The organism is Rhodococcus sp. FG69, assembly GCF_057808915.1.
The window spans coordinates 321884-347264 of sequence record NZ_JBMDIX010000001.1 but is presented as its reverse complement, the minus strand read 5'-3'; the positions used below and the strand labels follow the sequence as shown (position 1 = coordinate 347264).

Below are 25381 nucleotides of genomic sequence, written 5' to 3'. Positions count from 1 at the left end.
CGACCCGGTGGAACCCCACGCGACCATGCATATGTCCGATAGGGTCGAAATCTCCTGCAATGAACGAGGTACTCATGGATCCGATCGAACCGGCATACGGAACGACGGCACTACTCTTGATCGCTGCAGCAGCGGTTGCCGTACTGCTGTTTCTCATCATGAAGGTCAAACTGCACGCGTTCGTCTCACTCGTCCTCGTCAGTGCTGTCACTGCCGTCGCAGCCGGCATTCCGCTGGCGGAGGTGCCGGACGCGCTACTGTCGAGCTTCAGCTCCACCCTCGGATCGGTGGCACTGTTGGTGGCCCTGGGGGTGATGGTCGGGCGACTGCTCGAAATCACCGGTGGCGCACAAGTATTGGCCGACACCCTGATCAACCGGTTCGGCGCCAAACGAGCACCATTGGCTCTCGGCGTCGCCGCTCTCATCTTCGGTTTCCCCATCTTCTTCGACGCCGGCCTCGTGGTCTTCCTTCCGATCATCTACACCGTCGCGCGTCGCTTCGGCGGGTCGATCCTGCTCTATGCACTCCCCACCGCGGGCGCGTTCGCCGCTATGCACGCGATCGTCCCGCCACACCCCGGCCCGGTTGCCGCAACAGAACTGCTGGGCGGTGACATCGGTACGGTTCTGCTCGTCGGTGTCCCGGTGGCCGTCGTGTCGTGGTTCGTCGGCTCCTACCTCGTGGGTACTGCGTTGGGTCGCCGATTCGACGTCGCAACGGTCGACCTGCTTGCGGGACCCCAGAACAACGGGCCCAAGAAGGCCGGACCCGAGCAGACTGCCACCACGAAGACGGGGACCAAGACCGCAAGCACCGGTGACAGCAGTGACAGCAGTGACAGCGGTGACAGCGACAGCCGAGACGACTCGTCCGGACAGTTCGGAGCCGCGCCGAGCTTCCCCGTCGTCCTCTTGATTCTGCTGACACCGTTGGTGTTGATCTCGTTGAACACCATCGTCAACACCTTGGCGTCCGCAGGTGTGATCGACGGCGACACAACCTGGGCGTCAGCGCTCGTACTCCTCGGTCAGACACCGATCGCTTTGCTGATCACACTGCTGCTCGCGCTGTTCCTGCTGGCACCGGGCCGCTTCCCCATCGGCGACGCCTCCAAGTTCATGGATCAGGCGCTCGGACCCATCTGCTCCATCATCCTCATCACCGGCGCAGGTGGAATGTTCGGCGGCGTCCTGCGAGCGAGCGGCATCGGCCAGTCCCTTACCTCGTCGTTGTCGGGATTGGGTCTGCCCATCATCCTGCAGGCGTTCCTCATTGCCACGGCGCTACGAGTCGCACAGGGATCGGCGACGGTCGCATTGACCACCACTGCCGGACTCATCGCAGTGCAGGTGGGCGAACAGGACCTCAGCAACTTCAAGATCGCGCTTCTCGTCTTCGCCCTTGCAGCAGGAGCCACCGTGCTCTCGCACGTCAACGATTCCGGCTTCTGGCTGGTCAGTCGCTTCTTCGGCATGGACGAGAAAACGACACTCAAGACATGGACCGTCATGGAGACGACACTCGGCTTGTCGGTATTCGCAGTGGCGTCGATACTCTGGGTGATTTTCTAACAGCACGTGATTTTCCAACGACGGGTGATCTTCCAGGGACCGGCGTCAGCTACGCCGCGGCAGGTAGCGAGTCAGTGGAAACGACTGACGAACGACGCTGCGTAGCTCTGCCACTCCACCCGCGATCACGCCGGCCGCACGGGCTTGCACCAGAACGTTTCCGAGTGCCGAGCCCTCTACCGGTCCGGCGACGACGGGAAGGCCGGTCGCGTCGGCAGTCAGCTGGCACAGCAGTTCGTTCTGCGAGCCTCCTCCGACGATGTGCACCGTCTCGATGTCGATTCCGGCCAACTCACCGGCGGTGCGGACCGACCGGGCGTATGCCGCCGCGAGGCTGTCCATGATGCAGCGGACAGTCTCGGCGGCGGTGGACGGAACAGGAACACCTGCAGCCCTGCACTCTTCGGCGATCCTCGACGGCATGTCACCTGGTGGCAGAAACACCGGAAGATCCGGGTCGACGACGGCCCCCACGTCACCGAGGCTCTCGGCTTCCGCCAGCAGGTCCGCAAGCGCATACGTGACGCCGTCACGTTCCCACTGACGTAGTGACTCCTGAACGAGCCACATTCCCATGACGTTGCGCAGCAGGCGAACGGTTCCGTCGACACCGGCTTCGTTGGTGAAGCCGCCGTCCCTGGCTGCGGCCGAGATGACCGGTCCCGGTGCCTCGACTCCGACGAGAGACCACGTGCCGGAGGCTATATAGGCGAAGTTCGCCGATTCCGCGGGAACCGCCACGATCGCAGACGCCGTGTCGTGAGTCCCGACGGCAACGACGTCCGCTCGAGTTCCGACGAGCGAGACGACGTCCGGTCTCAGCGCACCGATTCGCTGACCCGGCACGAGCAGCGGCGGCAGCAGATCCGGCTTGAGACCTACTTCGGCCAGGAGGTCGCGATCCCATTCGCGCGTAGTCGGATTCAGCATCCCAGTTGTGGACGCATTGGTGACTTCACCTGCCGCGACACCGGTGAGCCAGTACGCCAGCAGGTCGGGAATCATGAGCATCCGGTGTGCCGAAGCCAGTCGATCGGTCGATTCGGTCAGCAACTGATACACGGTGTTGAACGGAAGCTGTGCGATGCCGTTCCGAAGGAACAGGTCCGCATGCTCGCCGTCGTTGCGTGCATCTCGGTAGTGGAAGGGGATGCCGAGCATCGAGCCGTCCGGAGCCAAGAGCGCGTAGTCCACTGCCCAGGTGTCGATTCCGATCGACGTCAGCGTCTCACCTTCGAGGCCGTCGACGAGCTTGCGCAGCCCACCCAGAACCCCTTGATACAGATCGACGATGTTCCAGTGCAGCGAACCGTTCAAGCGCACGGGTCGGTTCTCGAACCGTGCCACTTCGTCCAACCTGACCCGCCCGTGCTCGATCCGACCGAGCATGACCCGTCCACTCGACGCGCCGAGATCGACGGCCGCGAACACTCCCATCAGCGCAGGAATGCGGCTGCGACGCCTGCATCCACCGGAATGTGCAGGCCGGTGGTGTGGGTCAGCTCCCCGCCGGTCAACGCGAACACCGCGTTGGCTACGTGCTCCGGGAGCACCTCACGCTTGAGAAGTGTTCGTTGCGCGTAGTATTCGCCCAACTTCTCCTCTTCGACGCCGTACACCGCGGCACGCTTCGCACCCCAGCCGCCGGCGAAGATCCCCGATCCGCGGACCACCCCGTCGGGATTGATGCCATTGACGCGGATACCGTGTTCGCCGAGCTCGGCCGCCAACAGTCGAACCTGATGTGCCTGATCTGCTTTCGTCGCCGAGTACGCGATGTTGTTGGGACCGGCGAACACCGAGTTCTTCGACGAGATGTAGACGATGTCTCCGCCGAGGCCCTGCGCCATCATGATCCGCGCAGCCTCCCGCGAGACGAGGAACGACCCGCGGGCCATGACGTCGTGCTGCAGATCCCAGTCCTTCGCCGTCGTCTCGAGCAGTGGCTTCGAAATAGATAGGCCCGCATTGTTGACCACCAGGTCGATACCACCGAACGCAAGGACGGCCGCTGCGATACCGTCGGCGATCTGCCCTTCGTCGGTGACGTCCGCTGCGATACCCACCGCCACATCGGAATTGCCGATCTCGGCTGCCGCGGCCATCGCCTTGTCCGCGTCGAGGTCGGCGATGACGACGCACGCGCCCTCGGCGGCCAGCCGCGTCGCAATCGCCTTTCCGATTCCCGACGCCGCTCCGGTGACCAGCGCGACTCTCGTGGCCAGCGGTTTCGGCTTCGGCATCCGGGCAAGCTTGGCTTCCTCGAGCGCCCAGTACTCGATCCGAAACTTCTCGCGTTCGTCGATCGGCGCGTAGGTGGACATAGCCTCCGCGCCGCGCATGACGTTGATGGCGTTGAGGTAGAACTCCGCTGCGACACGAGCGGTCTGCTTGTTGGCACCGAACGAGAACATCCCCACACCCGGGACGAGGACGATCGCCGGGTCGGCGCCCCGCATGGCCGGGCTGTCGGCCTCGGCGTGTTCGTCGTAGTAGCGGGCATAGTCGTCGCGGTAGGACTGGTGCAGTTCCTTCAGCCGCACCGAGACTTCCTCGTCCGACGCTGCAGGAGGCAGGTCGAGCACCATGGGGCGAACCTTGGTACGCAAGAAGTGGTCCGGGCAGGACGTCCCGAGTGCCGCGAGACGGGGATGCTCCTCGGCGGCCAGAAATTCGAGAACGGCTGGGCTGTCGTCGAAGTGGCCCACCTGTGACCGATCGGTCGACGCGAGACCTCGGATCAGTGGGAACAGCGACGCGGCCTTCGCGCGCCGCTCCTCTGCAGGCAACGCTTCGAATCCGGCGATGACTCCACCGAACGGGTCGGTCCGCCCGTTGTCGGAGATGAACTTCTCCGCGGCACGAATGATCTCGAGCGACCGCTGCTCGGATTCCTCGCTCGTCTCTCCCCAGGCCGTGATGCCGTGACCGCCCAGGATGCAGCCGATTGCCTGCGGGTTCTGTGCCGCGATGGACGCTATGTCGAGACCGAGCTGAAATCCTGGACGGCGCCACGGCACCCACACGACCCGGTCACCGAAGCACTTACGTGTCAGTTCTTCACCGTCCGCTGCAGTCGCGAAGGCGATTCCGGAATCGGGGTGTAGGTGGTCGACATGGTTGGCTTCCACGAGACCGTGCATGGCGGTGTCGATCGACGGTGCCGCGCCACCTTTCCCGTGCAGGCAGTAGTCGAACGCCGCGACCATCTCGTCCTCGCGTTCGACGCCAGGGTAGACATCTTTCAGCGCCAGTACCCGATCGAGCCGCAACGCAGCGAGACCGGACGGCTGCAGCGTGCCGAGATCGCCGCCGGATCCTTTGACCCACAACAGGTCCACACTCTCACCGGTGACGGGATCGGTGTCGGTTCCCTTGGCGGACGTGTTGCCACCCGCGTAGTTGGTGTTGCGTGCGTCTGCGCCGAGCCGATTGGAGCGGGCAATCAAGTCCGAGATCGTCGTGTTTTCCGAGGTGCTCACTGAAGGTGTTCTCCTGAGTCGAGGCTGGACATGGGCGTACGAGATGCCGAGCAACTCTGCTGCAGCTTTGGCGTCTCCAGCATCAGGCTCCCCAGCTCGCTTGGTTTCCGCCGACACGCTCGGATTCGATGCGCTCGGCGTAGCCTGATCGCGCATAGGCACCAACGGGATCACGATCGATGCCCTTGGACTCGCGTAGATCACCGAGGAGGCCGCGGACGTCGGTGTTGTAGGCGTCCATCAGCACCGCGTGTGCGCCCAGGACGTCCCCGCCGCGTTGGGCGTCGTCGAGCGCTACGGCGTCGACCAGCAAGGCCTTGGCCGTCGCTTCCTGAACGTTCATGATCGAACGAATCTGACCGGGAATCTTGGGCTCGATGTTGTGACACTGATCGAGCATGAAGTTGATCCCAGAATTCGGCAGATGTGCTCCTGCGGCCACGATCTCGTGCATGATTCGGAACAGCTGGAACGGATCCGCCGCACCGACGATGAGATCGTCGTCGGCGTAGTTGCGCGAGTTGAAGTCGAACGCGCCGAGCTTGTTCTGACGAATGAGCTGGGTGACGATGAACTCGATGTTGGTGCCGGGCGCATGATGGCCGGTGTCGAGGACGACCTGAGCTTTGTCGCCCAGGGCGAGGCAGTGCAGCAGCGAGGTTCCCCAGTCGGGGATATCGGTGGTGTAGAAATACGGCTCGAAGAACTTGTACTCGATGAGCAACCGGTGATCGTCGTCGAGTCCTGCGTAGATCTCCTGCAGCGACTCCGACAAACGATCTTGCCGCGCACGGATGGAGTCCTGGCCTGCGTAGTTGGTGCCGTCGGGCAGCCAGAGCTTGAGCATCTTCGATCCGGTCGCACGCATGACATCGATACATTCGAGATGGTGTGCAACCGCTTTCGCGCGGATCTTCGGGTCCGCGTTGGTCAGCGAGCCGAGTTTGTAGTCGTCGTCCTGGAAGACGTTGGAGTTCACCGCACCGAGCGTCACTCCGTTGTCGGCGGCGAATGCAGCCAGCGTGCCGAAGTCATCGACATAATCCCACGGAATGTGCAGCGACACCCGCGGGGCCGCGCCCGTCACTCGGTTGACCTCAGCCGCATCGGCGACCTTCTCGAAGGGGGTCCGCGGTACACCTGGGGTGCTGAAGACCTTGAATCGGGTGCCGGAGTTGCCGTACGCCCAGCTCGGCACCTCGATGCCGAAGTCGGCGAGCGCCGAGATGTCCTGTAGTGCAGCGGTGGTCATGATTCGATACCCATCTGACTCTCGAGGTGAAATAGTTCGGACAGCAGGACGAATCCTTCGTCCGGCGTGGCAGAGCCGAGATCCGTGAAGAACGGCGCCATCTCGGCCTGCCACCGCGCGTTGACTTCGGTACTGCTCATCGCCTTCTGCGACGCACCGAGATCAGGGCTTTCGACGTATCCGACGATCAGCCCGTCGGCGCGGACGTGCAGTGAATAGTTGTTCCAGCCATTGACTTTCAATGCCTCGAGCATCTCGGGCCACACCTCGGCGTGACGCTCGGTGTACTCGGGGACGGATTCGGGCCTCAGTTGGAGTGTGAAGCAGTACCTGTTCATGGTCTTCGGAGGCCGGCTCGATCAGAAGTCGTACTGGTCGATGTTGGCAGCGTCGAACACGGTGGGCGGTCCGAGCACCAGCTCCCCGTCGGCGCCGATCGTGTACTCGCCGAGCTCACCTGCCGTGAACGTTTCGCCTTCGGCTCCGGTGATCTGTCCCGACGCCAGTGCCGCACCCGCGTAAGCAGCAAGGTAACCGATGTCGGTGGGATCCCACAGTGCGAACTGCTTCACGGTGCCGTCCTTGACGTACTCGCGCATCTGGTTAGGGGTGCCGAGACCGGTGAGAACGATGTTGTCCTTGTAGCTCGACGACGAGATGTACCGCGCTGCGGCTGTGATACCGACCGTCGTCGGGGACACGATGGCCTTCAGGTCCGGGTAGGTCTGCAGGAGCCCCTGTGTTTCCTGGAACGACTTCTGGTCGTCGTCGTTTCCGTAGACCGTGGCGACGAGTTCGATGTTCGCGTATTCGGGGTTCGAAGCGAGCTGTTCCTTCAGCACCTCGATCCAGGCGTTCTGATTGGTGGCGTTGGGGGTTGCCGACAGAATCGCGATCTTGCCGCTGCCACCGATCTGATCGCTGGTCATCTTCGCGAGCGCCTCGCCGACGCCTTCGGTGGTGGCCTGATTGATGAACAGGTCCCGGCAGTCCTTGGATGCGTCGGAATCGAACGTCACGACCTTGATGCCCGCATCGCGTGCCTGATTCAACGACGGGCACACGGCATTCGGGTCATTCGCGGCGATACCGATGACGTCCTGGTTCTGCTGGATCAGGGTGTTGATGTAGGACACCTGTGAGGATGCGCTCGCATCGTTCGGTCCGACGAGCTTGTACTCACCACCGAACTCACCTACGGCGGTCTCACCGCCCGCGACCTCGATATCGGAATAGGGATTGTTGAGCTGCTTGGGCAAGAATGCGACCTTCAGTCCCTCGGTGATCGGGGCGTCGGGGTTGGCAGTGCCGGTGGCGCGGCTGCCACTGTCGGAGGAATCCGAGGCCGAATCCTGAGTGGTGCCGCCGCATGCGGTCAACACGAGGGACAAGGCTGCGACGCCTGCCAGTGGCGCGAGGCGCCGGGAGAAGCGGGACATGAGGGTCCTTTCGAGGGAGGGGAAATCCTAGAGAGCGCGAACGGCTTTGCGGCGTTGGGAGGAGGTTCGGACGGTCTTCAGTACGTTGGGTAGGAGAACGGCGACGATGAGCAGTACGCCGGTGACGACGGTGAGCGCCTCGTTCGAGATGTCCTCGAGTCGGAGGGCGTTCTGCAGGGTGGCAAGAAGGACCACGGCGGCGAGAACTCCGAGCAGTCGACCTTTGCCGCCGAAGATGGAGACGCCGCCGAGCAGTACCGCGGCGACGACGGAGAGTTCGAGGCCGGATCCGTTGTCGGCCCGGGCACTCGAGTACCGCAAACTCCATAGGACTCCGGCGAGCGCTGCGACGGCGCCGGCGACCACGTAGAGCCAGAACTTGATTCGGTTGCCGTCGATGCCGGCGAACTTCGCTGCCGTCGCACTCGCTCCGGTCGCATAGATGTTGCGCCCCAATGCTGTCGATTGCAAGATCACCCCGAAGACGACCGCAAGGATCACCAACGGAACAGCGAGATTCGGGATCGGGGTATCGCCGATCGTTCCAGTGACCCACGAGGTGTAGGCACGGGGGAAGTTCGACACCGCCTGATCACCCAGAAGTACGAAGGCCAAGCCACGGAACAGTGCAAGCGTACCGATCGTCACTGCGAGAGAGGGCAATCCGAGGCCGGCGACAAGAAATCCGTTGAGCGCACCGAGCATCGCTCCGAGCAGGATGCACATCGGGACGATCATCTCGATCGTGAACCCGTTGTTCCACATCCACCCCATGGCCGCGCCACTGAGACCGAGCGTGCTCGCCACCGACAAGTCGATCTCACCGGTCACGATGATCAGCGTCATCGGCAGTGCGATCAGGAAGATCGGCGCCAGGTCGAGGACCAGGAAGGTGAAGTTGGTACTGCTGCCGAAGTCGGGGTTGGTGATGGAGGCTCCGATCAGGACAAGAACCGTGAGCGTGATGATCGCGGTGTCCCAGTTCGCGAGGAGCTCGCGCCACCGGCTCCCGGGCTGCGTCGCCGAGGCTGTGGGGCCGGCCGACGCCGTGGCGAGATCACTCGACATGAGCGCTCCTCTTTCGAAGTTGCTGCGCAGCACGGACGGCCGCGATTCGGTCCGCCGCGATGGCGATGAGTATGAGTGCACCGACAATGGCCTGCTGCCAGAACTGGTCGATCTGCAGGACCGGGAGTGCGCTGTTGATCGTCGTCAGGAGCAGCGCGCCGAGGGCGGCGCCCCAGATGGTTCCGATGCCGCCGACCACCGCCACTCCGCCGACGACGCACGCGGCGATGACGTTGAGTTCGTAGCCGGTTCCCGCGGCTGCGTCGACGGTTCCGAATCGTGCGGCGAACATGACCCCGGCGATACCTGCCATCGCTCCCGAGAACGCGAATGCCGCGAGCGTCCGTCTGCCCACCGCGATTCCGGCGAGCTCGGCGGCGTGTCCGTTGGATCCGATGGCGTAGAGGTCGCGTCCACTGCGATAGCGGCCGAGGTAGGTCCCGGTCGCCGCGATGGCGACGAGTGCGATCAGCACCAGGACAGGTATTCCCAGAATGCTTGCGGTGCCGAGGTCGAGGAACGATCCGGGCATCTCGTCGGCGGTGATCTGTTCTCCACCTGCCCAGAAGTAGGCGACACCGCGGAAGATGTACATCGTTCCGAGGGTCACGACAAGCGCAGGGACGCCGCCGAATCGGACCAGTACTGCATTGACCACTCCGCATACCGCACCGACGGCGATACCCGCGACGATCCCGACGACGATCGGGAGGTCGGGCGAGCTGTGCATGACCGAACCCGCAGCGAACGCAGACAGCCCGAGAATCGAACCTACCGACAGGTCGATGTTCTTGGTGATCATCACGACGGTCTGGCCGACCACGAGTACCGCGACGATCGACGCAGCAAGCAGCAGGTCCCTGATGCTCTGCGAGGACAGGAATCCGGAGTTCTTCGCTGTCGTGACTCCTACGAGCACGACCAAGGCGGCGAGTATGCCGAGCGAGCGCATCCGCAGGACCTTTTCGACGAGAGAGGTGCTGTCCTTCTGCACCGGCTTCAGCGGATCCGCCGGCGCGCTCACGTCCGTCGTGATGCTCATGCTGCTGCCCCCGGCCCTGTGGCGGTGGATCCCATCGCGGCGTACATGACGGACTCCTCGGTGGCGTCGGCTCGATCGATCTCCGCTGCGATGCGACCCTCTCGCATGACCAGCACACGGTCGGCCATCCCGAGCACCTCGGGCAGCTCGGAGGAGATCATCACGATTGCCACGCCGTCGCGCGCGAGTTGGGAAATGATTCTGTGCACTTCGGCTTTCGTCCCTACGTCGATACCTCGTGTCGGCTCGTCCACGACGAGGACAGTCGGATCGGTGGCCAGCCACTTGGCGAGGACCACCTTCTGCTGATTTCCACCGGACAGAGTCCCCACGGGATCGGTGATGCGAGCGAACTTCGTCTGTAGCTTCTTGGTCCACTCGTACGCGGAACGTCGTTCACGACCACCCACGAGGAATCCGAAGCGAGCCAACGCCGCCGATCGGGTCAGGGTCGCGTTGCGCTCGATGGACATCTCGGGAATGAGGCCCTGCTGACGTCGGTCCTCGGGTACCAGTGCGATCCCGGCGCGCATCGCAGCTTTCGGATTCCCGGGCTTCAGCGTTCTTCCTCTGACGCGCACTTCACCCGAATCGCGGGGGTCGACGCCGAAGACGGCTTGCATGACCTCGGAGCGGCCCGCACCGACGAGCCCCGCGAGTGCCACGATCTCTCCAGCGCGGACGGAGAAGCTGACGTCGGTGAACACGCCCGCCCGGCTCAATCCGTCGACCTCCAGCACGACCGCGCCCGGCTCGGCATCCAATTTCGGGAACAGCGCGCCTAGTTCGCGGCCCACCATGGCTTTGACGAGATCGTCGACGGTCAGACCGGCGAGCTCGGAGGTCGAGATGTGTTTGCCGTCGCGCATCACGGTCACTCGCTGGCACAGTGCGAATATCTCTTCGAAGCGGTGCGAGATGAACAGGACAGCCGCCCCGTCGGCACACAGTGAACGCGCGACCTTGAACAATCTCTCGACTTCGTTGCCGGACAGTGCTGCCGTCGGCTCGTCCATGACGATGACCGACGCTTGCGTCGACAGTGCCTTGGCGATTTCGACCAGTTGCTGATCTGCGATCGAGAGTCCACTTGCGAGTCGATCGGGATCCATCGGTACCCCGAGCCGTGCGAACAGCGCTTCTGCCGCGGCATTCATGGCGGACCGGTCGATCATCCCGCCGCGACCCTTCGGTTGCGCTCCGATGTAGATGTTCTCGGCTATCGAGAGATCGGGGAACAGAGTGGGCTCCTGATAGATCACCGCGATGCCCTTCGACTTCGCCTCGGCAGGAGAACCGAGGGTTACGTCCGCGCCGCCCACGACAAGAGTGCCGGTGTCCGGGGTATGGACGCCCGCGAGCATCTTGACGATGGTGGACTTGCCCGCACCGTTCTCACCGACCAGCGCATGGGCCTCTCCAGCGAACAGAGGGAACGACACACCTGCGACCGCGGACACGGCACCGAAGGTCTTTCTCACGTTCCGAACCTCGAGCAAGGGGGTTGGCATCGTGCCACCACCGCCGGGCGTCGTCGAGACGCTCATGAAGGGACCTCCCGGTCGGATCGAACCGTGTCGATTGAAACGGTTCATTTTGTCCCTAAAAGCTAGAAGTGACCGTGGACACAAGTCAACCCCGTGATCCGGATCACCTCCGTGCGTTATCGAATCGTTATAGGACGTCTCTGGCCGCGTTGCTTGGCGCTCATCTCCGGGCGACGTCAGATCCGCCGATGCGGGCGCGACGATCGGACGCAGGTGTTGCGCACCGAGTCATGAACCGATTCAATGAGTAGAAGTGCATGGTTCGTGTCCGATTCGGGGGAGGCTGGTCCATATGGCAGCGAGTATGCGAGAGGTCGCGGCCCTCGCCGGTGTGTCCATGGGCACGATCAGCAATGTCCTCAACCGTCCCGACATGGTGTCCGAGGCCACCCGTGAGCGCGTCGAGGCAGCGATCGCCCAGCTCGGATTCGTCCGGAACGATGCCGCGCGCCAGCTCCGGGCAGGACAGTCCCGGATGCTTGCCGTCGTCGTGCTCGACGCACGGAACCCGTTCTTCCTCGACGTCGCGGCCGGTGCGGAGTCGGTCGCCGACGCGAACGACCTGCTGATGGTACTCGTCGGCAGCGGCGAGTCCGAGGATCGAGAGAATCGCCAGCTACGCCTACTGATGGAACAGCGTGTGCAGGGCATCCTGCTCAGTCCCGTCGGTGAGAACATTCCGATGCTCGACAAACTCGACCGTCAGGGCACGCCGGTGGTTCTGCTGGACAGGGGATCGCGCACTCCGGGCCGTTCGTCGGTCGCCGTCGACGATGTGCACGGTGGGCATCTCGCGGCGCGGCATCTGATGGACCTCGGCCATCGGAATCTTGTCTTCGTCGGTGGACCGTCGAGCATCCGGCAGGTGCGAGATCGGCGGGCGGGCGCACTCGATGCCGTCGCCGACTCGGCCAGCACCCGATTGTCGACCATCTGGTCGGAATCGTTGAGCATCGAGGCCGGTGCAAAGGCCGCCGGACGAATCCTGGACATGACCGACACGCCCCCGACCGGCGCAGTGTGCGCGAACGACCTACTCGCGCTCGGCGTTCTGCAGGAATACATTCAACGCGGACTGCGGGTTCCCGACGATCTGGCCATCGTCGGGTACGACGACATCGACTATGCAGCAGGCGCGGCCGTTCCCCTGACCTCGGTGTCGCAGCCCCGAGCCGAACTGGGCCACGCCGCTGCGGAACTACTGATGGAGCAGGTGAACAGTCAGGGCCACAACACTTTTCGTCAGCTTACGTTCACCCCGTCCCTCGTCGTGCGGGGGTCCACCGATCACGGCTGGAGAGGCGCCAGGGCGTAGAACCCTTCGATGTGCTCACGTACCAGGGTTGCAGCTCGTCCGCCGTCGCCTCTGCGAACTGCCTCGACTATCCCGCGGTGCTCGCATCGTAGGTTGACGGCGACGACATCCCAATCATCGAGTGCTGGAACAGCTTCCATTACGTACCCGTGAATGGCATCACGAAGCGAGGTCATCATCGCCTCGACCAGCACATTGCCCGCGAGGCTCGCGAGCCGAACATGCAATTCGGCGTCGAGGCGATGGAATTGTTCGGGAGGTAAGTCCAGGTCGTCCATCCGATCCAGCAGTGACTCGACCGTGGAGAGATCGGGATCCCGGCCTGCCGCCTCCCGAAGTGCCCAGGATTCGAGGAGCACCCTGGTTTGGACCACGTCGGGAATCGGCAGGAACCGAGTCGCCATGTGCAAGCGGAGGGCCGATCCGATCGACGTCGCCGGATCGGCCATCACGTACGCGCCCGCGTCGGGGCCCGACCCCACTGCGGTGCGTACGACTCCCATTGCTTCGAGCACCCTGATGGCTTCTCGGATGGAGGAGCGTCCTACGCCCAGCTCCTCCGCCAGTGCCCGCTCCGACGGGAGCCGGTCGCCGACGCCGATCTTGCCTGCGGCGAGATCCTGTTCGATCCGCCCCAGAACCACCTCGTGCGCTCGCATCGACTCAGCGTAGAGCAGACCTCGTCACCGGCGCATCGCTCTGATTCCCACGGCGAGACCCACCACTGCGACGCTGACCGCAGCCACGATCCCGTGCAGCACGGTCGCGCTCGCGAAATCACCTGCAAACAGCGCACGTTCGGCGGTCACCACGTAGCCGAGCGGGTTGATGTCGACGAGAAACTGCATCCATCCGGGCGCACCGTCGAGTGGAAGCATGGTGCCGGACAGGATCAGCAGCGGGAACATGAGCGTCTGCTGCACAGCCCAGAACACCCAATCCTGCGCTCGAACTGCAAGCGCGAGCGAATACGACAGCGCACCCAGCCCGATCCCGAAGATCCCGAGCAAGACGATCCCGACGACGGCGCCGAACGGATTGACCGACAGCCCGAGCGGTAGTGCGACGAGAATGATGAGCACGGCCTGCGCGGCGAGCGGCACCATCTCTTTCACCGCGCGCCCGATCAGCAGCGAGGACCGCGGAAGCGGAGTGACCAGCATTCGCTCGTGGGAACCGTCGTGCAGCTCGGTCAACAGGTTGGACCCGGTCATGGACGTGCCGAAGATCGCGATCATGGCGAGCACGCCGGGGACGAACCAGTCCCACACGTTCCCGTCGCCGAGTCCCGGCACAGTGCCGAGCAACGGCCCGAACAATGCGAGCAGGATCAGGGGTTGAGTGAGGCTGAAGACGACGGTGAACGGATCGCGGACCATGGGCCGCAGTTCGCGCGTCATGACGATAGAACTTCCGGTCAGGGTATTCATGTCTGCTCCTTAAACGGTTGCGGTTTCACGAAGGCTGGTTTCACGAAGACTGCGGCCGGTGAGGCCGAGGAACACGTCGTCCAGGGTCGGACGGGACAGATCGGCTGATTCGACGATGAAACCGTGAGATTCGCTGCGCCTGAGCAGGTCCGGGAGTGCACGGTCGCCGCGCACGACCCGGATGTTCAGTCGGCCTCCCGACGTCGTGATGTCGCGCACTCCATCTGCACTGCCGAGGATCGCCGCCAATCCGATCGCGGCATCGGCCGTCGCCACCGACAGTGTCACCAGATCGCCGGCAAGATTCGCTTTCAGTGCGTCTGCGGTGTCGTCGGCGATGATGGTTCCCGTGTCGATCACGATGACGCGTTCCGCCATCGAATCGGCCTCGTCGAGATAGTGGGTCGTCAGCACGATCGTGGTGCCCATCTCCTGCCGCAGCCGAAGTATGTGCTCCCACAGGTTGGCTCGACTCTGCGGATCCATTCCCGTCGTCGGTTCGTCGAGAAACAGCAAGGGCGGACGGTGAACGAGTCCGATCGCGATGTCGAGACGACGACGCTGCCCTCCGGACAGTGTCGAGACCGTCCGCTTCGCCAGATCCCCGAGGTCGAGGGCGGACAGTAGTTCGTCCGCGCGGACACCCGCTCGATGCGCGGACAGTCCGTAGCACAGGCCTTGTGTGAGCAGCTCGTCGCGAACTCGTTGGTTGTGTCCACCTCCGTTGCCCTGTCCGACATACCCGAGGCTGCGTCGAACGGCGTCTCGGTCCTCGGTGATGCTGTGTCCGGCGATGCGAGCCGATCCCGACGTCGGCGCCAGCAGGGTCGTGAGCATGCGTAGCGTCGTCGACTTGCCGGCGCCGTTCGGGCCGAGCAGCGCGACCAGCTCCCCCTCCGCCACCGACAGATCGATACCGCGCACCGCGTCGACCGTCGTCTTTCCTCGTGTGAAGCTCTTGGTCAAACCTGTGGTCTCGATCATCGCTGCGCCACCCTTTGTTCGTCGATTCGGTACGAACGCTGACGCTAGGAGCTATCGAGGTCGGTTCCGGTCCGCGATTCCACCGCTGACGGATGCGTGTGAATCTCTCTCAGACGGGTACCTCGAGGAGAGAGAGTCACGAAGGGACGCGAATCATGGCAGATCAGAATAAATCTGGGGATCAGAAGCCAACGCCAGGACCACGGTGGATCAAGAATGTGCAAACGCGAGGCGCCGTCATCATGCTGATGTCTGCGGTCGCCGCGGCAGGGCTGTTCATCGCCGCTCTCGCCGGCGGGTTCGAAGGTTGGGTTGCGATCGCCGCAGTTGCAGTGGTCATCTTGTTCCTGGGCGGCTTCTTCTCACTCCGTGCAGGCACACGCCGAGCGGTGGAACACGAGCCCATCGTCTATCACCCCGATTCCACCGATGTCTCGGTGGAGATCGATCCGGACACCGGAGAACGCCTGCCTCAGAGGGAGTGACGACGTGACAGATCCACTGGCATAGAACATCGATCACTGAGATCGCTTGTCTTAACATTCGTACATGGTGTCGTGTACTCTTCAATCACCAGAGTGACACAGCACACATGACGGCCGCACACCGGACCCGTCCCGAACGTAGAAGGACACACCCATGTCCGCGTCCAACACGCCCGAACTCACCCCGGCGCTCGCCAGGCGGGTCCATCGACATCACGTCGTCATCATCGGTTCCGGGTTCGGGGGACTGTTCGCAGCCAAACAGCTACGTAAAGCCAACGTCGACGTCACACTCATCGCCAAGACCACCCACCACCTCTTTCAACCCCTGCTGTACCAGGTGGCCACCGGCATCCTCTCCGAAGGTGAAATCGCACCGTCGACCCGGATGATCCTCAAGGATCAGCACAACGCATCCGTCATTCTCGGCGAGGTCAACGGCATCGACCTCGAGAACAGAACGGTCACCTCACAGTTTCTCGAACGCGTCACCGAAACCAGCTACGACAGCCTCATCGTCGCCGCGGGAACCGGCCAGTCGTACTTCGGCAACGACCACTTCGCCGAATACGCCCCCGGAATGAAGACCATCGACGACGCCCTCGAGCTGCGAGGCCGCATCATCGGCGCCTTCGACCAGGCCGAACTCGCGACCGACCCAGCCGAAATCGAACGCCTGCTCACGTTCGTCGTCGTCGGCGCGGGCCCGACCGGGGTCGAAATGGCGGGACAGATCGCCGAACTCGCAAACAAGACCCTGAACGGCACATACCGACACATCGACAGCCGAAGCGCCCACGTCATCCTGCTCGACGCTGCACCCAAGGTGCTGCCGCCGTTCGCCGACTCCCTCGGACAGGCCGCAGCGAAGCGCCTGACCGCGATGGGCGTCGACATTCAGTTGGGCGCGAAGGTCACCGATCTGGACGCGAGCGGAATCACCGTCGAAGATGCCGACGGCACGCAGCGCCGCATTGCCGCCCGCACCAAGGTCTGGTCGGCGGGCGTCGCAGCGAGCCCGCTCGGTAGGACTCTCGCCGAGCAATCCGGCGCCGAGATCGACCGCGCAGGGCGTGTCCTCGTCGAGAAGGATCTCTCGCTCCCCGGACACCCCGAGGTCTTCGTCGTCGGCGACATGATGGCCCTCGATGGGCTTCCCGGCGTCGCCCAGGTCGCCATCCAGGGCGGTCGCTACGCCGCACGCATCATCGGCGACGGCGTCGAAGCTGTCCGCGCAGGCAAAGCCGTTCCCGCGCGCAAGGACTTCAGGTACTTCGACAAGGGGTCGATGGCCACGGTGTCCCGCTTCAGCGCAGTCGCGCAGGTCGGGCCCATCAAGATCACCGGCTTCATCGCGTGGGTCACGTGGTTGCTCGTCCACCTGCTCTACATCGTCGGCTTCCGCAGCCGCCTCACCACCGTCATCTCCTGGCTGACGGCGTTCTTCTCCAGGAACCGCGGGCAACTCGCGATCACCGAGCAGCAGGTCGACGCACGTCGGGCGATGTTCTACTTCACCGCAGGTGAACCGGTCACTGCACCGGAACCAGAATCCGCCACGCACCCACTGCAAGCGAGCCGACCGTAACCAGCAGGAACAGGCCGACCCACACGATTCCGGGGAGGAACGTCAGGCGTGCCAACTGATCGGCATCGGAGTCCCGTGCCCGCCCTGAACTGCGAGATCGTTGCAGTTCGAGGACAGGACGGGGTCCAGCGATCAGAAGGAAGAACGTCAGGAAATAGGCAACGGCAACTTGTTGCTCTCCAGTTCCCCACCAGGACACGACGAACAGTGCGGCACCGACGGTGATCAACGACGCGAACCCGTAGATGTTCCGAATCATCAACAGCATCAGAGCGATCGAGATGATCCCGATCCAGAGCACCGCTGACGCACGTTGGGTGCCGAGTACGAACGCTGCACCGAGCCCGAGCAGCGATGGCCCGATATAGCCCGCAAACGTCATCGCGATGACACCGAGGCCTGTCGGCTTGCCCTTGGAGATCGCCACCCCAGATGTGTCGGAATGCAGCCGCAGGCCCATGAGCTGCCGACCGGTGATCAGCGCGACGAAGAGGTGAGCGCCTTCGTGGGCGATGGTCACGACGTTGCGGGCGATCCGCCACGTCTGCGGAATCAGCACGATCGCGAGCGCCACCAGTGCTGCAGCTTGGACGATCCACACAGGCGGATCAGGACTTACCGCGGAGATGCGGTCCCAGAATTCGGTCACTCTTCATTATGGACGGGCGTTTGCCGCCGCAGCCCTACAACTCACGCGGGCAGACGCTGCGCTTTGGCGGCCTCACGGGCGAGCGAACGGTCGCGCATCTCCTCGAACTTGGTCGCCTGCTTCTCCAGGTCTTCGAGGAAGGCGGCGAGCTCTTCACGCCTGTTCTCGCCGCGACCGGTGAAGTCGTCGCGCTCGAAGACCCGCCACTTACGCAGAACCGGCCACACAACGTCCTCGAGGTGTTGACGAAGGTCGTAGATGCCGTGCTTGGCCATCAGCACGCCGTTGCGGCGGAAGTTCGGCATGCCGGCACCGGGCATGACGAAGTTCATGACGATGTCGGAGACCGCCTGCAGCGTCTGATCGGGCGAGATGTCCATTGCTGCGCCCGTGATGTTGCGGTAGAAGATCATATGCAGGTTCTCGTCGGCCGCGATGCGCTGAAGCATGCGGTCGGCGATCGGGTCGTCGCACACCTTGCCGGTGTTGCGGTGCGACACGCGCGTCGCGAGTTCCTGGAACGTCACGTACGACACCGAGTGCAGCAGCCCGACCTTCGACCCTGCGGGCGAGACGTAGCCGTTGGTCATGTGGATCATGCGCGCTTCTTCGAGCGCGACGGGATCGACTCCGCGGGTCACGACGAGGTAGTCACGCATGACGATGCCGTGGCGGTTCTCTTCGGCGGTCCACCGTCCGACCCACGTTCCCCAGGCGCCGTCCTGCGAGAAGTTCTCGGCGATCTCACGGTGGTACGAGGGGAGGTTGTCTTCGGTGAGCAGGTTGGTGATCATCGCAGCTTTCGCGACGTCGGAGAGCTTGCTCTGCTCGGGGTTGTAGTCGACGCCGCCCAGCTCGGCGAAGTTACGGCCCTCGTCCCACGGCACGTAGTCGTGGGGGTGCCATTCCTTCGCCATCGACATGTGCCGGTTGACGTTGTCTTCCGCAACCGGAACGAGCTCCTGCAGCAGCTCCAGCTGCGACAGTTCCCTGACCATGGACATGCCTCCTCGAGTCGAATACTACGAGAGCGTAGGTCCGCTCGACCGGGCCGAAACACAAGTCGCGAACATTCTGTTAGATGTAGCAACCTGAGTGCACCGGACCTTGGGGAGGCTCACATGCACTACACCTTCGGTGCCGACAACAGGGGTACGACGGCCTCGCTCGTGTAGGCCAGGAACGTCAACGACTCCTGGAAGTACAGATCGACGGTCGTGGCGTCGTGCGACAGGTATCCGATGGACAGGTCCTGGCCGAGGTGAAGTTCGTAGTCTCCGCCGCGTGTGGTGAGCAGGAACGCACCGTCGATGGCGGGTGCCCAGATGATCTCGCCGTCGAGCAGACGACGAAGGTGCTCGCGGATCGGGTAACCGTGATCGGACGTTTCGTTGATCGCAGTGAATGCTTCCGCGCTGAGCAGCAACGAGTACGGGCCGTTGACGCCCGCCAGCCGCAGGGAGGTGATGGCCTGGCTGATGATCTCCGGGTAGTCCCGCGGATCAGTGGGAAGCTTCAGCTCCGGGTTCGACGCACTCTCACGCAGACCTGTGATCCCTGCTGCGGCATAGCCTTCGAACACCGCACGGTCCTCCGCGAACGCGATCTGTGTAGCCGCGTCCTTGACCGGCTGCCAATCCGAATCGCTCGCTCCGCGTTCCACGTCGTCGATCGCAGACCTGCTGACGGTGAACGGAACTCGTAGCTCCACCACAGGTTGCGATTGCCGCGCATGCGCGATGACGCCGTCGGCGATCGGGGCGATCGAACTCTGGTGCCCCGTTCCGACCGCAGCGAGAGTGAGACCGGAGGGCCCCTTCACGTCCACGACCCGGCGCCCAGCGACGTTGCGTTTGAACGTACGCGTTGCCTCTTCTTCGATCTCGGCCCAGGCCGCCGCTGAGATCGGGGCGAGTTCGCGATGCAGATTACTCATTGGACCGACACTTCCTTTGTGGTGGACTCGTTGTCGAAGGTGCTTTTCAAACTTCCGATGCCGAGCGAGCCGTCGGATGCTTCCACCTCGGCGGCGTCGACGATCCCCGTCGCGGGCTTCTCCGGCGGATCCTCGAGGAAATCCAGTGTGGGAACGAAGAACAGCGTGCCGGTGACGGCAGTGGAGAAGTCGAGGATCCTGTCGTAGTTCCCCTCGGGTTTACCGAGAAACATGTTGCGCAACATCTCTTCGGTGACAGCCGGTGTCGCCGAGTATCCGATGAAGTACGTGCCGAACTCTTTGGTGCCGACCTCCCCGAACGGCATGTTGTTGCGCAGAATTTGCAGCTGCACACCATTTTCGTCTTCGATGACGTTGAGCGCGGTGTGCGAGTTGGGCGGTTTGACGTCGTCGTCCATCTCGATGTCGGTCAGCTTGGTTCGGCCGATGACGTTCTCCTGGTCCTCCGTACTCAGAGAATTCCAAGAACCCATGTCGTGCACATACTTCTGCACGATGACATAGCTGCTACCGGTGAACTCCGGATCCGATTCCCCCACCGTCACCGCGACTGCGGCGTCCTCGCCCGTCGGGTTTTCGGTGCCGTCCACGAAACCCATGAGATCGCGCATCTCGAAGAACTTGAAGCCGTGCACCTCATCGTCGACGGTCACCGCTCCGTCGAGCTTGTTCATGATCTGGGTCGCCATCTCGAACACCAGGTCCTGTTGCTGAGCACGCAAGTGGAACAGCACATCCCCGGGTGTCGCGGGTGCGCTGTGGACAGCGCCCTCCAGCGGTACGAACGGGTGCAACTCGGCGGGACGCGGACCGTCGTACAGTCGATCCCACGCGTCGGACCCGATTCCGACGACACACGTCAACTTTCCGTCGGGAACTCGGAATCCGACGGACCGCTGAAGACCGGCGATATCGGCGAGAACGTCGCGAACCGCGTCCTCCCCACCGGCATCGACGGTTACGACGAGAAAGATCGCCGCCGTCGTCAACGGCGAAAGCACGGGTTGCTGGGTCACGGGAACGATTTTCGCACAGCTGGTTCCGTTAGTCATGACCCGTTCCACGACTGTCGACTACCCGCTGGCAGGCATGCGCCGGTTCAGTTGTTCTGCTCCGCTCCCAACACCACCGGTTGGCCGCGACCAGTCGAGCCCAATTCCGAGCCCAATCCCTGAGGATCCGGCGCACTGGCGAGGCTCACGTCGAGACTTCCGGTCCACTCCCTCGCCACCTGTGCGTCGAGAGCTTCCAACCGCGCGACGAGCGGCGGATGTTGTTCCGGCGGGCACGCATCGAGCAACGTCACCAGCAGCGACCGGAGCCGACGCTGGACCTGCGTGGAACCCGTGCTGAAGTGTCGAATCTCGTCGGTAGAGACAGCGACGTAGTCGGCCCACGTGCGCCGAGTTCCGCGAATGCGTGTCGGGGCCGAATTGTCGGATTCATGGTGGACCCGGGGAGCGAGCGTCATCAACAGGTCCTCGAGGTGGTCCATGGCCTGCACCGCGCGGCCCGGGTCGTTGATCGCCGGCGAGAGTGCCTTCAACGCGATGTCGACGATCGCCTGCAGAGCGGCCGCCGGACTCACCATGGGGCTGTGCGTGTCTCCGAACACCAGGGCACCGACCAGTCGGTGTGGCCGAACGCGCAACTGCGGCCCCTCGACCTCGAACAGAACCGAATCCTGGGCGACGAATTCGCCGATTGTCGGCATGAGCTGCACCGTCACGCCCCACTTGGTCGCCAGTCGCTCGATGCCCGCCACATCGACAGCCAACAGAATGCGGCCATCGGAGGAGAGTTGCTCGAGGCGAACCGTCGTAGTTCCGAGTGAACCGGAGGATTCCGACGGCAGCCGTCGCATCGCCGGCGGTGGAGACTCTGGCAGTGGCTTGGTCGGCGGACTCGCTGTCTCCGCGGAGACAGCCGGATACATCCGGAAGATCGACGTCCGGCCCTGCGCGGCGATCCAGCGAAGTAGCCGTGAAGAATTGAGAATCATCCCGACGCGCGCGACCAAACCGATGAACAGGAACGCGCTGACGAAGGCCAACAGAATTGCAATGGACGTCGACAGCACCGGTGACGCCCGCTGTCCCGACAGCGCAAGATCCGAGGCGATCACGACGGCAAAGACGAACGTGGACAGAAACATCCCGATCGACCACCGCATGATCGCTTCCTCCTGCAGCATCGGCACAACCCGCACCGAAATCTGCGACGCCCCGAACTGCATGGCAAGAGTGATTGCAGTGAACACCAGACCGGTGAGCGTGATCATGCCGCCTGCTATGACCGCCAGAAGCGTCGCGGTGGCGCCGATGTCGAGGTCCGAATCGATGGCCAGCGCGCCTGTGGGTTCGGCGAACTCGGTGTCGATCGCGACGAAGGTGTAGGCCAGCACCATCGACACCGACACCAGCACGACCGGCAGACGCCACACCGGCGTACGACGCAGACGTCGGCGAGTTCTACGCCACTGAATCGAGGACAGCAGACGATTCGGCAACTTCGCCGACGCCGGAGCCGATTCGGGAATCTCCGGCAGCTCCGGTACCGCGACGGGTACTCCGAATCTGCCCGATAGTGCCTCCTGGACAACGATCTTCGCGCGCACCACCGGTTCTCGGAACCGCTTCTCGCGGAGCCATGCCTTCGCCTGTTTCGACGGCTTGTCCGTGTACCGCCACCGTGCCCACGGCGAATTGGGTCGCCCGATCCGCCACGCTCCCACGATCAGCAACGGAACGAAGAACAGTCCGACGAGACCGGTCCACAACTTGCCCTTGAGCAAGGTGATCGCCGCCAGCAACAACTGAAACGCGAGACCGCTGAGGACCAGCGCAAGGGTCCCCAGCGATCGATCCTCTTGGTAGGCGTCGAAGTCGCCAGCGAACCCGATCGGGTGGACACCGAGCAGATACAGCCCGGTGATCGCGACGGCGACGAACACCGCATCGATGGAGGCTCGACCCTCTTCGGCCCAGTACACATCGCGCAGATGCAGGATCAGGGCGAACTCGTCGAGCATCAGTGCGCTGCCGATACCGAACACACTCGCCAGGACGCAGTTGGCGATGGGGGTCTCGTAGTTGGCTATCGCGACGAGGGCGAATCCGGAGATCAGCACCATCACCAGACCGAACATGACGTGGTGAATATGCATGCCGCCAGGCGTCACGTTGCCCGGCCACCAGGACACCTCCGCTCGAATCATCCGCACGCTGAACCTGATGAACAGGAACGCGAGCAGGAACGACACGAGCAGAAAGAACAACGGCAGACGACCGTTGTCGACGACCGTCTCGGTGAACCACCTACCCATCGCAGGCCTCCTGCCCAGGCTCCGCTCCGCGAGTCTGGAGCGAGGTCAGCCTAGCGCCGGGCGGTACTGGGGGGTGGTGGAACAGACGCGAGTCAGACGGCGCGGGTGTAGAAGACCCATCCACGTAGGGCAAGGAACCGCAGTGCGCCGATGACACCACTGACCGCGACTACCGCGACGATCTGGACGAGGGAGGACGCCTCGGGGAAGAGAATGTGAACCGCGGCGAGCGCTGCCGTACCGAGTGCCAGTCCGACCAGTGCCAGACCGCCCGCTTCCCATTGAGTCTGGAACCAACCGACGCGCTCTGCTGCGTGGAAAGTGTGGCGCCTGTGCAGTTCGTTTGCCAGGACAGTGCTGGCGGCGATGCCGATGAGGTTGGCGGTGAACGAGCCGAGCGCCGCAAGACCTAGGAAAAGGGACGCGTACAGAATATTGCTGACCCCACCGACGAAAACGAAGCGAGCGAACTGCGCGGTGACAGACTCACCGAGAAATCGGGCCTTGATCTTGGGACCGCAGGTACGCGGGCTGCAGATGCGCGGACCACGCGTATCGGCCCGCGGGTGCGTAACCATCGAACTGCTCACGATGTCTCCAGTTGCCTGTCCGGGAAGACGGAGTATCCCGTGACACTCATACAACCGCATCATCGGGAGTTTCAGTCCCGACAATGACCTATGTCTCTAAGAAGAGATGTTCTTCTCGGCCTTCTCGGCCTTCTGGCGAGAGCGGCGAGTGAGATCGAAGTTGAACAGATCAGGCTTGACCGACGCCAGGAACAGCATTCCGCACCCGAACACAACCAAGACGATCGTCAGAACGACCACGACGATTCCGATGAACGCGCCGATACTTTCCATAAGTGCAAACCTCCCGTGTCGCCCCTTACCGTACTGGGCAGCCGAAGTGTCGGTCGAATCAACCCCGAATCGGACATGGCGGGGATGTGTCGGTTGTAGCGTCGAGGCGATGACGACACGGTTCGACGGCAAGGTTGCGTTCATCACGGGAGCTGCGCGGGGACAGGGACGAGCCGAGGCGATCAGGCTCGCCTCCGAGGGCGCCGACATCATCGCCGTGGACATCTGCCGCGAGTTCCCCTCGACCCACTACGACGGTGCGAGCGCGGCGGACCTCGCCGAGACCGTGGCCGCCGTCGAAGCTCTCGATCGACGCATCGTGGCGACGGAAACCGACACTCGGGATTTCGCCGCACTCGACAAAGCCCTCCGCGACGGCGTCGCCGAACTGGGACGCCTCGATGTCGTCGTCGCCAATGCCGGTATCTGCTCCGCCGCCATGTCGTGGCAGATCACCCCGGAGCAGTGGCAGGAGACGATCGACGTCAACCTCACCGGGACGTTCTTCACCGTGAAGGCGGCGGTTCCGATCCTGCTCGAACAGGGAACGGGAGGTTCGATCGTCATGACCAGTTCGGTGGCCGGGCTGCGTGGTCTACCGTTTCTGGCGCACTACGCGGCCAGCAAGCACGGCATCGTCGGACTGTGCCGGTCGATGGCCAACGAACTCGGCCAGTACGGAATTCGCGTCAACTCCATTCACCCACACGGCGTCGAGACGGGGATGCAACCGACCGAAATGATGGCGCTCATCGGCGAACACGGCGCGACCCTCGGACCGATCTTCATGGGCTCGCTGCCGGACCCGGTGAGCCAACCCGAGGACATAGCGGCCGCGGTGGCGTGGCTGGCGTCCGACGAAGCCCGTCACGTCACGGGAATTCAGCTACCCGTCGACCTCGGGACGCTCACCCGCTGAACGGGCGATATCTGCAGCCCGCCGGATTGCTCGCCGAATGCGAAAGTACGTGCCGCAGCGGCACACGTTCTCGATTCGGTCGATGTCGACGTCGGTCGGCTCGGAGGTGCGCGCGAGCAGTGCGACGGCAGCCATGATCTGGCCTGGCTGGCAATAGCCGCACTGCGCGACGTCCTCTTCGAGCCACGCCTGCTGCATGGGGTGGAGGGCATCACCGTCGGCGAGTCCTTCGATGGTCGTGACCTCGCGGCCGTCCACCTCGGACACCGGAGTGATGCACGGCGCAATCTCCTCACCGTCGAGATGGCTCGTGCAGGCACGACACACACCGATTCCGCATCCGTACTTGGGCCCTCGTACGCCGAGCTTGTCGCGCAGCACCCACAGCAACGCCAGATCGTCCGGAGCATCGACGGCGACCTCGCGACCGTTCACCGTGAATTCGTGCATGTGCGAGCGCCT

The 25381-nt window shown here is 63.5% G+C and carries 24 protein-coding genes; 5 read left to right on the top strand and 19 right to left on the bottom strand.

Annotated elements, in window-relative coordinates:
• Positions 1 to 74 precede the first annotated feature (74 nt).
• Positions 75 to 1574: a GntP family permease gene (locus ACODSO_RS01660; RefSeq protein ID WP_489034753.1), complete on the top strand. Its 1500-nt coding sequence runs from the start codon at positions 75 to 77 to the stop codon at positions 1572 to 1574.
• A 45-nt stretch (positions 1575 to 1619) separates the two neighbouring features.
• On the opposite strand, the gene ACODSO_RS01655 is transcribed toward ACODSO_RS01660, so the two are convergent.
• The 8 genes from ACODSO_RS01655 to ACODSO_RS01620 form a co-directional block, all read right to left on the bottom strand.
• Entirely contained in the window at positions 1620 to 3011 is a 1392-nt protein-coding gene (locus ACODSO_RS01655; RefSeq protein WP_489034534.1) for a rhamnulokinase, read from the bottom strand.
• Positions 3011 to 5056, bottom strand: coding sequence for a bifunctional aldolase/short-chain dehydrogenase (locus ACODSO_RS01650; RefSeq protein WP_489034532.1), 2046 nt, complete (start codon positions 5054 to 5056; stop codon positions 3011 to 3013). The genes ACODSO_RS01655 and ACODSO_RS01650 overlap by 1 nt, the downstream gene beginning before the upstream one ends.
• A gap of 82 nt (positions 5057 to 5138) precedes the next feature.
• Positions 5139 to 6308, bottom strand: coding sequence for an L-rhamnose isomerase (rhaI, locus tag ACODSO_RS01645; RefSeq protein WP_489034531.1), 1170 nt, complete (start codon positions 6306 to 6308; stop codon positions 5139 to 5141).
• Positions 6305 to 6646 (bottom strand): L-rhamnose mutarotase, encoded by a 342-nt coding sequence (locus ACODSO_RS01640; protein ID WP_489034529.1) that lies wholly within the window; start codon positions 6644 to 6646, stop codon positions 6305 to 6307. Before ACODSO_RS01640 ends, rhaI begins: the two co-directional genes overlap by 4 nt.
• 21 nt (positions 6647 to 6667) lie before the next feature.
• Entirely contained in the window at positions 6668 to 7747 is a 1080-nt protein-coding gene (gene rhaS, locus ACODSO_RS01635; protein ID WP_489034528.1) for a rhamnose ABC transporter substrate-binding protein, read from the bottom strand.
• A gap of 27 nt (positions 7748 to 7774) precedes the next feature.
• Positions 7775 to 8815, bottom strand: coding sequence for an ABC transporter permease (locus ACODSO_RS01630; protein ID WP_489034526.1), 1041 nt, complete (start codon positions 8813 to 8815; stop codon positions 7775 to 7777).
• Positions 8805 to 9857 (bottom strand): ABC transporter permease, encoded by a 1053-nt coding sequence (locus ACODSO_RS01625; RefSeq protein ID WP_068371583.1) that lies wholly within the window; start codon positions 9855 to 9857, stop codon positions 8805 to 8807. Before ACODSO_RS01625 ends, ACODSO_RS01630 begins: the two co-directional genes overlap by 11 nt.
• The gene (locus tag ACODSO_RS01620) at positions 9854 to 11404 is read right to left on the bottom strand and encodes a sugar ABC transporter ATP-binding protein (protein ID WP_489034524.1); all 1551 of its coding nucleotides are present in this window, start codon (positions 11402 to 11404) and stop codon (positions 9854 to 9856) included. The genes ACODSO_RS01625 and ACODSO_RS01620 overlap by 4 nt, the downstream gene beginning before the upstream one ends.
• A gap of 292 nt (positions 11405 to 11696) precedes the next feature.
• Between ACODSO_RS01620 and ACODSO_RS01615 the strand changes: the two genes are divergently transcribed.
• The gene (locus ACODSO_RS01615; RefSeq protein WP_489034522.1) at positions 11697 to 12719 is read left to right on the top strand and encodes a LacI family DNA-binding transcriptional regulator; all 1023 of its coding nucleotides are present in this window, start codon (positions 11697 to 11699) and stop codon (positions 12717 to 12719) included.
• On the opposite strand, the gene ACODSO_RS01610 is transcribed toward ACODSO_RS01615, so the two are convergent.
• Genes ACODSO_RS01610 through ACODSO_RS01600 form a run of 3 tightly spaced genes read right to left on the bottom strand, consistent with a single transcriptional unit; the run spans position 12692 to position 15133 of the window.
• Positions 12692 to 13378, bottom strand: coding sequence for a FadR/GntR family transcriptional regulator (locus ACODSO_RS01610; protein ID WP_489034520.1), 687 nt, complete (start codon positions 13376 to 13378; stop codon positions 12692 to 12694). The two genes, ACODSO_RS01615 and ACODSO_RS01610, sit on opposite strands and share 28 nt — an antisense overlap.
• A gap of 24 nt (positions 13379 to 13402) precedes the next feature.
• Positions 13403 to 14149, bottom strand: coding sequence for an ABC transporter permease (locus ACODSO_RS01605; protein WP_156520258.1), 747 nt, complete (start codon positions 14147 to 14149; stop codon positions 13403 to 13405).
• Between the two features lie 9 nt (positions 14150 to 14158).
• The gene (locus ACODSO_RS01600; RefSeq protein ID WP_489034518.1) at positions 14159 to 15133 is read right to left on the bottom strand and encodes an ATP-binding cassette domain-containing protein; all 975 of its coding nucleotides are present in this window, start codon (positions 15131 to 15133) and stop codon (positions 14159 to 14161) included.
• A gap of 155 nt (positions 15134 to 15288) precedes the next feature.
• On the opposite strand from ACODSO_RS01600, the gene ACODSO_RS01595 reads away from it, so the two are divergent.
• Together ACODSO_RS01595 and ACODSO_RS01590 are read left to right on the top strand one after the other, a co-directional pair.
• Positions 15289 to 15618: a hypothetical protein gene (locus tag ACODSO_RS01595; protein ID WP_489034516.1), complete on the top strand. Its 330-nt coding sequence runs from the start codon at positions 15289 to 15291 to the stop codon at positions 15616 to 15618.
• A gap of 154 nt (positions 15619 to 15772) precedes the next feature.
• Positions 15773 to 17206 (top strand): NAD(P)/FAD-dependent oxidoreductase, encoded by a 1434-nt coding sequence (locus ACODSO_RS01590; protein ID WP_489034514.1) that lies wholly within the window; start codon positions 15773 to 15775, stop codon positions 17204 to 17206.
• On the opposite strand, the gene ACODSO_RS01585 is transcribed toward ACODSO_RS01590, so the two are convergent.
• From ACODSO_RS01585 to ACODSO_RS01555, 7 genes are all read right to left on the bottom strand, one after another.
• Positions 17151 to 17855 (bottom strand): M50 family metallopeptidase, encoded by a 705-nt coding sequence (locus ACODSO_RS01585; RefSeq protein WP_068371566.1) that lies wholly within the window; start codon positions 17853 to 17855, stop codon positions 17151 to 17153. The two genes, ACODSO_RS01590 and ACODSO_RS01585, sit on opposite strands and share 56 nt — an antisense overlap.
• 41 nt (positions 17856 to 17896) lie before the next feature.
• Positions 17897 to 18853, bottom strand: a complete 957-nt coding sequence (locus tag ACODSO_RS01580; RefSeq protein WP_489034513.1) for an acyl-ACP desaturase — start codon at positions 18851 to 18853, stop codon at positions 17897 to 17899.
• 128 nt (positions 18854 to 18981) lie between these two features.
• Positions 18982 to 19791: a family 1 encapsulin nanocompartment shell protein gene (locus ACODSO_RS01575; RefSeq protein WP_489034512.1), complete on the bottom strand. Its 810-nt coding sequence runs from the start codon at positions 19789 to 19791 to the stop codon at positions 18982 to 18984.
• Positions 19788 to 20837: a Dyp-type peroxidase gene (locus ACODSO_RS01570; RefSeq protein ID WP_489034752.1), complete on the bottom strand. Its 1050-nt coding sequence runs from the start codon at positions 20835 to 20837 to the stop codon at positions 19788 to 19790. The genes ACODSO_RS01575 and ACODSO_RS01570 overlap by 4 nt, the downstream gene beginning before the upstream one ends.
• 74 nt (positions 20838 to 20911) lie before the next feature.
• On the bottom strand, positions 20912 to 23137 hold the full coding sequence (locus ACODSO_RS01565; RefSeq protein WP_489034510.1) for a DUF2254 domain-containing protein: 2226 nt from the start codon (positions 23135 to 23137) through the stop codon (positions 20912 to 20914).
• Between the two features lie 92 nt (positions 23138 to 23229).
• The gene (locus tag ACODSO_RS01560; protein WP_489034751.1) at positions 23230 to 23715 is read right to left on the bottom strand and encodes a GtrA family protein; all 486 of its coding nucleotides are present in this window, start codon (positions 23713 to 23715) and stop codon (positions 23230 to 23232) included.
• A 108-nt stretch (positions 23716 to 23823) separates the two neighbouring features.
• Positions 23824 to 24000 carry a hypothetical protein gene (locus tag ACODSO_RS01555; RefSeq protein ID WP_489034509.1) on the bottom strand — a complete coding sequence of 59 codons (177 nt, stop codon included), beginning with the start codon at positions 23998 to 24000 and terminating at the stop codon, positions 23824 to 23826.
• Positions 24001 to 24109: 109 nt separating this feature from the next.
• On the opposite strand from ACODSO_RS01555, the gene ACODSO_RS01550 reads away from it, so the two are divergent.
• Positions 24110 to 24919, top strand: coding sequence for a mycofactocin-coupled SDR family oxidoreductase (locus tag ACODSO_RS01550; RefSeq protein WP_489034507.1), 810 nt, complete (start codon positions 24110 to 24112; stop codon positions 24917 to 24919).
• On the opposite strand, the gene ACODSO_RS01545 is transcribed toward ACODSO_RS01550, so the two are convergent.
• Complete coding sequence (locus tag ACODSO_RS01545; RefSeq protein WP_489034505.1) at positions 24887 to 25369, bottom strand: (2Fe-2S)-binding protein; 483 nt, start codon at positions 25367 to 25369, stop codon at positions 24887 to 24889. The genes ACODSO_RS01550 and ACODSO_RS01545 overlap by 33 nt on opposite strands.
• Positions 25370 to 25381 lie beyond the last annotated feature (12 nt).

What these genes read in the sequence shown, in the direction of transcription:
- ACODSO_RS01660 (WP_489034753.1), top strand. Translation starts at nt 75, where the DNA reads ATGGATCCGATCGAACCGGCATACGGAACGACGGCACTACTCTTGATC.
- ACODSO_RS01655 (WP_489034534.1), bottom strand. Translation starts at nt 3,011, where the DNA reads ATGGGAGTGTTCGCGGCCGTCGATCTCGGCGCGTCGAGTGGACGGGTC.
- rhaI (WP_489034531.1), bottom strand. Translation starts at nt 6,308, where the DNA reads ATGACCACCGCTGCACTACAGGACATCTCGGCGCTCGCCGACTTCGGC.
- ACODSO_RS01640 (WP_489034529.1), bottom strand. Translation starts at nt 6,646, where the DNA reads ATGAACAGGTACTGCTTCACACTCCAACTGAGGCCCGAATCCGTCCCC.
- rhaS (WP_489034528.1), bottom strand. Translation starts at nt 7,747, where the DNA reads ATGTCCCGCTTCTCCCGGCGCCTCGCGCCACTGGCAGGCGTCGCAGCC.
- ACODSO_RS01630 (WP_489034526.1), bottom strand. Translation starts at nt 8,815, where the DNA reads ATGTCGAGTGATCTCGCCACGGCGTCGGCCGGCCCCACAGCCTCGGCG.
- ACODSO_RS01625 (WP_068371583.1), bottom strand. Translation starts at nt 9,857, where the DNA reads ATGAGCATCACGACGGACGTGAGCGCGCCGGCGGATCCGCTGAAGCCG.
- ACODSO_RS01620 (WP_489034524.1), bottom strand. Translation starts at nt 11,404, where the DNA reads ATGAGCGTCTCGACGACGCCCGGCGGTGGTGGCACGATGCCAACCCCC.
- ACODSO_RS01615 (WP_489034522.1), top strand. Translation starts at nt 11,697, where the DNA reads ATGGCAGCGAGTATGCGAGAGGTCGCGGCCCTCGCCGGTGTGTCCATG.
- ACODSO_RS01610 (WP_489034520.1), bottom strand. Translation starts at nt 13,378, where the DNA reads ATGCGAGCGCACGAGGTGGTTCTGGGGCGGATCGAACAGGATCTCGCC.
- ACODSO_RS01605 (WP_156520258.1), bottom strand. Translation starts at nt 14,149, where the DNA reads ATGAATACCCTGACCGGAAGTTCTATCGTCATGACGCGCGAACTGCGG.
- ACODSO_RS01600 (WP_489034518.1), bottom strand. Translation starts at nt 15,133, where the DNA reads ATGATCGAGACCACAGGTTTGACCAAGAGCTTCACACGAGGAAAGACG.
- ACODSO_RS01595 (WP_489034516.1), top strand. Translation starts at nt 15,289, where the DNA reads ATGGCAGATCAGAATAAATCTGGGGATCAGAAGCCAACGCCAGGACCA.
- ACODSO_RS01590 (WP_489034514.1), top strand. Translation starts at nt 15,773, where the DNA reads ATGTCCGCGTCCAACACGCCCGAACTCACCCCGGCGCTCGCCAGGCGG.
- ACODSO_RS01580 (WP_489034513.1), bottom strand. Translation starts at nt 18,853, where the DNA reads ATGGTCAGGGAACTGTCGCAGCTGGAGCTGCTGCAGGAGCTCGTTCCG.
- ACODSO_RS01575 (WP_489034512.1), bottom strand. Translation starts at nt 19,791, where the DNA reads ATGAGTAATCTGCATCGCGAACTCGCCCCGATCTCAGCGGCGGCCTGG.
- ACODSO_RS01565 (WP_489034510.1), bottom strand. Translation starts at nt 23,137, where the DNA reads ATGGGTAGGTGGTTCACCGAGACGGTCGTCGACAACGGTCGTCTGCCG.
- ACODSO_RS01560 (WP_489034751.1), bottom strand. Translation starts at nt 23,715, where the DNA reads ATGGTTACGCACCCGCGGGCCGATACGCGTGGTCCGCGCATCTGCAGC.
- ACODSO_RS01555 (WP_489034509.1), bottom strand. Translation starts at nt 24,000, where the DNA reads ATGGAAAGTATCGGCGCGTTCATCGGAATCGTCGTGGTCGTTCTGACG.
- ACODSO_RS01550 (WP_489034507.1), top strand. Translation starts at nt 24,110, where the DNA reads ATGACGACACGGTTCGACGGCAAGGTTGCGTTCATCACGGGAGCTGCG.
- ACODSO_RS01545 (WP_489034505.1), bottom strand. Translation starts at nt 25,369, where the DNA reads ATGCACGAATTCACGGTGAACGGTCGCGAGGTCGCCGTCGATGCTCCG.